We start from the raw sequence: 7,131 nt of genomic DNA, 5'->3' as shown, positions 1-7,131 counted from the left end.
TCAATGAGCTCGTAATCTGATACACTAACCATGTTGGTTTTTGGTGACGCCCCTGGTGTGCTGTTGGCTCAGCACACACGAACAGGGGCGTTTTCCTTTCCTAAGGTTACGGTCATTTTACCCAGCAACTTTTGGACAGGCAATACCGTCAGCTTTCGGCCATCTGGCGATGGCCGAAACACTACGCTTTAAAATTGAACACAAACCCTGTAGGCATCGTCCCTAATGATTCTTTTTTTGCAGGTTTACCTAAGTCACATATGATGCGAATGGCCCGGCCCTCACGCCGGAGGATGATCCAATGAACCCAAGATGTATTTACCGGGATCTCGGTATTAAAGGCCAATCTGGGCCAACCACTGTTGAGTGATTGAGCACCAGTCCAAAGATTGGCATGGAGGAACGTCGCCGTGAATCGTGTCCCGTGATCTGAAAAATGAGCATGAGAAAACATGGAAGGCACAAAGCTTCTAGTTATGTTTGGAAGTATTGGATCAAACTTTATATTGAATTGCACACCAGTGCTTTCAGGGAGCACCGCTTCAATGGTATAGCGATATCCTCGCTTCGATGTGGAGATATGGTGAGAGCCTGTTGTCAGTGCAACCGGGAGATGCCTACTCACTCCACAACCGACAAAACCGATACTCCCTAGAAATAATGCGCCGATCAGTACGGGCGTTCGATACCGCATCAGAATCCCTCTTTCACGACTGCATATCCTGGAATCCTATCGTAACATATTGATCGCTTGCCTCATCCGGTTACTCGCAACTACCCTCCATCCTTGGATGAATTTAAGCAGGAATCTCCTCGTAGGTTCTTGTAGGCTTCTGCCAATCATCCTTCCGTCTCCTTAGACGGAGTAGCTTCGGGAAATGTGACATCGTCGATAAAACATCCTCCACCGGAACGCATTCTCGCTTGGCCCGAGTATGCCGACGTATACGCTGCAAATTCAAATCGATCCTGCATCCCTCAAGACCCTCTATGCTTCCAATGAAAAGCTCACCTTGGTCAAACAGACCGATCCCTGTCAAAATGATGCATTCACTAGCACGGCATAGCCAGACAATGATCTTTCCAGATTCAATGGATTAACCTAATTTTCTCTCTGCGAAAGCTGAGTAACAAAATACAATTTACATAATTTCATATTTTTGTGGTATCTTTAACGTGGATTTACCTCTTGTGTGGTATTTCACTTTAGCAAGTTCATAGGGCATACGAAACATCACGTATTCCTCACACGACGAAGATGGTTGTGGGATCATGGGTTAGGAGGGATACATTGACTCGGCTTTGGGATTCGGCAATGTTCAGGGTACTCGTAGCGTATCTGATTAGCACACTTGGCATTCCAGCACTAGCGTTTTTCGTAATCTACCCATATACATACAGAATTCTACATGCAACACCTTTGCTACCCTCGAGAAACTTGTCCAACTTCCTTTTACCTATTCCACAAGATATACTTTATGGAGCAATTACTCTATTATTCTATTTTGTGGTCTATCGACCATTCCATCTACGACCTCTGCTCGGTAAAGCTACTGGCGCTAGACGCTTGATAATGTTGTGGCTGTGTATCGTTATTGTGTTTGTAGCTGTCTCACCGTTCCGGAGTATGCTTACTGTAAGCAATGGGATTGGGATACTGACATTCATGATTACTGGATTGTCCGAGGAATGGATTTTTCGGGGAGTTTTGACACGAGTATTCAAAGACCGATTGGGTATTGTGTGGGCTGTACTGATCGTCTCGGTTTTGTTTGCTGTATCTCACTGGGCAGAGTTTGTCATCGTTGGAGGGCAAAAACCGTTCTCACAGGGGTACTTTATTGCATTAGGTCAGGCTTTATTGTTTGGTCTTGTGTTTAGTATAATTGTTTGGCGTAGCCGCTCAATCCTATGGGCGGCTTTCCTGCACTGTATAGCGGACTGGCAACCATACTATAAATCACTGGGTCGACCGTGGATGTTGGATTTTCACATACCCTGGCTAGAGATAGGCTACGTTCAGATTTACCTGATGGGTCTAATAGGAGCTGAGCTCATAAGATTTTCTACGGATTTCACACTGACCAAGGCTCGTCGCAAGGGTTTTGTAGATATCTGATACCCCTGCCGATTTGTGCTGCATTTCAGCCTGCTCTTGTCGTATCCTTGGCATGGCTTCAATTCCCGCAAGCCTAAGGTCCGCAGTTTGAAACGATTTGAACCCCATCATGGGGTTTGTGATGGTGTAAACAGTCTTTTTATCATTAAATTTCGGGTTTGTCCAAATCGAAGCGCCTCCTTTATGCTGGGTGTGCAACGGGTCGAGAGCCCTTAAAACTCATCAAGGAGACGCTACGTCTCGAGCGACATCTCCCGGCCATCTACGCTGCGTACTCGCACCTTTTCCACAGCCACCTTGCGACCGCCGAGGGTGACGCAATCCTTCTCTTTTCCATGCCGTGCGGCCTTGCGCTCCGGATAGTGCTTGCCTTTGGGACCGACGGGTATCCACCTCTGCTCCAGGCTTTTTCTTAAGCGTCTCCAGGTCATGAGTCAACTCAGAGCGCCATTCATGGCTTCCTGTCAGCCGCTTGTGCTCGGTAATCTTCTCCGTTTTATGGAATCCGATCACGCGATTCGAGTAGACCTTCACTAGAAGCTGTTCTCCAACGAGATGGTCGGGAACAGAGTACCGATTCTGATCGATCCAAATGGTCGAATACTTATCTAACCGTGGGTGTTCGATGCAGGCCTCCAACCTGTAGCCGCTCACGCTGTATGACGGCAGATGGGTGGCTTTTTTGTCGTTCGCTTTGACAGAGGATTTTGTCGATGATAGTCGTATGCAGAAGATAGTTTTACCGACAATCATTGTGGGAGGGTACATAGGCATAAGAGAAGAGAGACCGCAATAAGGTTTGGCCACCTGGTCTCTCTTCCTCCCCACAGGGTTGTGCTTACGCACGCCCTATATGCCTTTGATCATAATGAGTGCTCCATCTGATGTTCAGTCCTATTTAGTATTTTGTGAGCATCCAGATATGTCTACTATCCGACCGAAGCGTTGTGATCACTGTGGTCGAGTTCATCCGTTACAGCGCCACAGATCTTATGAGCTATCAAGGCACCTGGAAAGCGGACAAGCAAAAGTTTGTCGGTGCAGAGTACACACTCGGCAAGCGAACGCTCGGCCCTGTGGAGAGTGATGGGTCTGGGACTGTCAGCGGATCGTTCAGAGATCCGTCTGGATTTGGGGACGCACACATGGTCGGTTTAGTCGACGCCAAAGGGGATGTTGTGGCGGCAGGTGCCGTGACCCTAACTCCGCTCGCAACCCTTCGCGACAAAACCGAGCCACAAGGACAATTCTTCCATATTCACGTGGATGGGCTTGGCGTGGGACCTTATACCAGTGATTATGATGTGCTTTACGACAATCATCTTCTTGGAGATGTGACTGCTGTGTCTACCGGAGGGGTGGCGAATTTCACCGTTCGTGCGGAGGGCGCGGTTGGCAAACACACGATTCAACTGATCAGTGGAAGTGTGGAAGGTCAGCCGTATTTAAATTTAGCGCAGTCGCCATTTAGTTTCCGCTCCAATTACAGTTTCACCGTCAATGTGACGAAAGGTCATCCGGTGACGGTGTCCGATCCGCTTCCTAGACCCAAACCAAGTGTTGGCCAGCATTTGACGGCGTCGATAGGCAGCGGAACGGTCGGGCAGTCTTTCACTCTGACGGGTTTCGGATTGGCGCCGTACCACTCCTATTAACTGGTCTGGGACACCATGGCCGGAAGCCGTGTGTCTGGGCAGGGATATGGGGCGGAGCAAGTGCCTCTCGGCGAAGTGAGCACAGACGCTTTCGGCCAATTCACGAAGAAAGTTCAGGTGCCGAACGAACTAGGAGGACCTCCGCATAACATTCAATTGATGGATGGGACAAAGGTTGCTGGCAGTACGACGTTCCGAATTATGCCGTCGGTTGTATATGTCCCCAAGACGGTGGTGGCAGGGCAACCTTTTACCATCAAAATGCTAGGTGTAGGTTGGACGGATTATGACAATATTTACACGGTTGCTTACGACAATAGCGCCATTGGGTATGTGTGTGGATTCAATTCGCATGGATATGTGAAAATCCAGTTGCGGGCGTCTGAAACGCCAGGGATTCAGTACATTGACCTCTATCCATCCATTTACAAGGGTCAGCAAAAAATGCCTTCGCTGTATTGTTTGCCACTGCTGACGTATGACAAGGACCACCCAGGGGACTGGCTACCAGCGTTCCATGTGGTCATTCACGTAGTTGCGAAACCTGCAGCTGTCTCTGGTAAATCGTCCGCCAACAAGGCATAACCGGCGCAACTATGATTGCACCAATTTGAATCGCGCTGCGCAAGAAGCTATCCGAACGATGAAAGTGGTCAGACCAGACCACTTTCATCTCATATACCCCCATTCTTCAAGGGCATGTTTCGTTACGAAACTGACATGTCATAAAGTCATTTGGACCAAACATTTTGGCGAGATCGTTCCTTTTTTGGCAACATGAAGAAACCACTTCACTTCTGTGATTTCGCACAGGAGAAAAGTGGTCGTTTCGAGTCAAATCGTGGTCTGAGTGAACCACTTGCTTTTCTTCAAACATCGCAAAAAATGGCAGTTACGGCAAACTTTGGTCGGAATGACAGGACTCGAACCTGCGGCCTCACGGTCCCGAACCGTGCGCTCTACCACCTGAGCTACATTCCGATAGTCGACTTTCCTCAAAGTTGAGGCGGCGAACAAACGCTAATATACCACGTGGCCAGTCTGGTCGTCAAACATCAGAAATGGACTCTTGTTATAATAGACAAAACACGAGCAGGGTGGGTGAACTGATGAACATGGGGCTGGACGCCAGGGCGACGGAAGAAGATGCATTGGCAGGACTCAACCCGGAGCAGCGGCAGGCCGTGCAGACGACAGAAGGGCCACTGTTGATTGTGGCGGGGGCTGGTAGCGGAAAAACCAGGGTCTTGACGAGGCGTATTGCATATTTGATTCATCGTCGCCAGGTGGTTCCGTGGAGTATTTTGGCCATCACCTTTACGAATAAAGCTGCGCGCGAAATGCGCGAGCGGATTGAGGCGTTGGTTGGCGTTCGCGCTAACGACGTGACGGCTAGTACTTTTCACGCGCTTTGTGCACGTGTCTTGCGCCGCGACATTGACCGCCTTGGATATACTTCGGGTTTTACAGTCTTGGATGGGCAAGACTCACTGTCTCTGGTTCGAAAGATTTTGCGCGATGCCAATGTAGACGTCAAAAAATTTGAGCCGCGAGCGATTCTCTCGGCCATCAGCGGACACAAAAATGTGCTCAAAACCGCAAGTCGTGCGAAGGAAGAGGCGAGTGATCTCTACGGCAAGCTCGTGGCCAACACGTATCTGGAGTATGAGCGGCGTTTAAAGCGGAACAACTCTCTGGATTTTGACGACTTGATTGGAAAGACCATTGAGTTGTTTCGGTCCGCCCCAGACGTTCTACAGTTTTATCAGAACAAGTTTCGTTACATCCATGTGGACGAGTACCAGGACACGAATCATGCGCAATATGTACTCGTGCGGATGCTGGCGGATGCACATCGGAACCTCTGCGTGGTAGGAGACTCCGACCAGTCCATCTATGGATGGCGCGGTGCGGACATTCAAAATATCCTTCAATTTGAACGGGATTATCCAGAGGCGGTCGCCGTTCGCCTAGAGCAAAATTATCGGTCTTCGCAGACCATCTTGGACATTGCCAACAACGTCATTGCCAATAATCATGGACGAGCCAGCAAGCGACTGTGGAGCGACCGCGGTGAAGGAGAAAAGGCGACACTTTTTCGATGCCCTGACGAACGCGTAGAGGCGGCAGCGGTTGCGACCGAATTGGAAGCTTGGTGCAGAGACGGCGGGCATTATACAGATGCGGCCATTCTTTACCGCACCAACGCGCAATCACGCGTGCTGGAGGAGGTTTTACTCCAGCGCGGTATTCCCTATCGCATCTACGGTGGTGTGCGCTTTTATGAACGAAAGGAAATTCGCGACCTGCTCGCCTATCTCCGTCTGGCGGCGAATCCTGCGGACGATCCGTCCTTTCTACGCGCTGTCAACGTTCCCAAGCGGGGCATTGGTGATACGTCCCTGGCCAAGCTCGCTGCTTATGCTGATGCCAACGGTCTTGCCCTCGTGGATGCGGCAGATAAACTCGAACAGACTGGAGTTTCCGGGAAAGCAATCGGCAGTTTGCGGAGTTTCGTGGAGCTTATTTCGAACTTGCAGCAGATGGCAAGCTTCCTCAACGTCACAGAGTTAGTCGAACAAATCATCGAACGGTCTGGGTATCGTGAAGCGCTGGAAGCGGAAAAATCATTGGAAGCAGCAGCGCGGCTCGAAAACTTGGACGAGTTTCTGTCACTCACCAAGCAGTTCGATGAGAATTGGAAGGATGTCGAAGCGGCGGATCGACTAGGGCAGTTTTTGACAGAGGTCGCCTTGGTGGCGGATACGGACTTAGACAACGGTAGGCTGGCTGATGAGACAGACGATGTGGTCACGCTGATGACACTCCATAGTGCCAAAGGGCTGGAGTTTCCGGTGGTCTTTTTGGTGGGACTGGAAGAGGGGATGTTTCCGCACAGTCGAACGCTGTTCGATGCGACAGAAATGGAAGAAGAGCGGCGACTCTGTTATGTAGGTGTGACTCGCGCCATGCGCCGCTTGTACTTGAGCACTTGTTCGCAGCGGATGATTTACGGAGGGATTCGGACGTTCTCTCCGTCGCGGTTCTTGGAGGAGATGCCGGCTCACTGTCTTCAGGTGGTGCAGCCAGGAAGTCCGCGTGTGGCCGTGGCTCCAGACCGCGGAACGAGGCAGTCGGGGCAGATTGCGGCTCCTCACATTCCGAAGGGATTTGGCGCCAATCTGGATGTCACGTACGAGGTCGGTGACCACGTGGAACATCGTAAATGGGGTCTGGGCGTCATCTTGGCGACGGCTGGGCAGGGAGAGGACTTGGAGATGACGGTGACGTTTCCTGCACCCATCGGGGAGCGCAAATTGGTTGCACGTTTTGCACCGATTCACAAGGTGGAGTGAG

6 protein-coding genes, 1 tRNA gene and 2 pseudogenes are annotated in these 7,131 nt (G+C 50.4%); 4 read left to right on the top strand and 5 right to left on the bottom strand.

The window, feature by feature from the left end:
* Positions 1 to 181: 181 nt before the first annotated feature.
* Both M4I36_RS01940 and M4I36_RS01935 read right to left on the bottom strand, forming a co-directional pair.
* Positions 182 to 694, bottom strand: a complete 513-nt coding sequence (locus M4I36_RS01940; protein ID WP_258109946.1) for a hypothetical protein — start codon at positions 692 to 694, stop codon at positions 182 to 184.
* Between the two features lie 146 nt (positions 695 to 840).
* Positions 841 to 975 carry a hypothetical protein gene (locus tag M4I36_RS01935; RefSeq protein ID WP_258109945.1) on the bottom strand — a complete coding sequence of 45 codons (135 nt, stop codon included), beginning with the start codon at positions 973 to 975 and terminating at the stop codon, positions 841 to 843.
* Between the two features lie 283 nt (positions 976 to 1,258).
* Between M4I36_RS01935 and M4I36_RS16770 the strand changes: the two genes are divergently transcribed.
* Complete coding sequence (locus M4I36_RS16770) at positions 1,259 to 2,119, top strand: CPBP family intramembrane glutamic endopeptidase (protein WP_374985186.1); 861 nt, start codon at positions 1,259 to 1,261, stop codon at positions 2,117 to 2,119.
* A gap of 236 nt (positions 2,120 to 2,355) precedes the next feature.
* On the opposite strand, the pseudogene M4I36_RS01925 reads toward M4I36_RS16770, so the two are convergent.
* Positions 2,356 to 2,550: pseudogene (locus M4I36_RS01925) on the bottom strand (hypothetical protein); the annotation flags it as partial.
* Positions 2,516 to 2,752 (bottom strand): annotated as a pseudogene (locus M4I36_RS16970) (Mu transposase domain-containing protein); the annotation flags it as partial. The pseudogenes M4I36_RS16970 and M4I36_RS01925, both read right to left, overlap by 35 nt.
* A 323-nt stretch (positions 2,753 to 3,075) precedes the next feature.
* On the opposite strand from M4I36_RS16970, the gene M4I36_RS01920 reads away from it, so the two are divergent.
* Positions 3,076 to 3,774 (top strand): hypothetical protein, encoded by a 699-nt coding sequence (locus tag M4I36_RS01920; protein WP_258109942.1) that lies wholly within the window; start codon positions 3,076 to 3,078, stop codon positions 3,772 to 3,774.
* 15 nt (positions 3,775 to 3,789) lie between these two features.
* Positions 3,790 to 4,359: a hypothetical protein gene (locus M4I36_RS01915; RefSeq protein ID WP_258109941.1), complete on the top strand. Its 570-nt coding sequence runs from the start codon at positions 3,790 to 3,792 to the stop codon at positions 4,357 to 4,359.
* Between the two features lie 320 nt (positions 4,360 to 4,679).
* Here the strand turns inward: M4I36_RS01915 and M4I36_RS01910 are convergent.
* Positions 4,680 to 4,755 (bottom strand) — tRNA-Pro (locus M4I36_RS01910).
* A gap of 128 nt (positions 4,756 to 4,883) precedes the next feature.
* On the opposite strand from M4I36_RS01910, the gene pcrA reads away from it, so the two are divergent.
* A complete protein-coding gene (pcrA, locus tag M4I36_RS01905; protein WP_258109940.1) occupies positions 4,884 to 7,130 on the top strand; it encodes a DNA helicase PcrA in 2,247 nt (748 codons plus the stop codon).
* Position 7,131: the final 1 nt, after the last annotated feature.

Source organism: Alicyclobacillus sp. SP_1 (genome assembly GCF_024706985.1).
Lineage (GTDB): Bacteria > Bacillota > Bacilli > Alicyclobacillales > Alicyclobacillaceae > Alicyclobacillus_I.
This window is presented reverse-complemented; position numbering and strand designations above follow the sequence as displayed.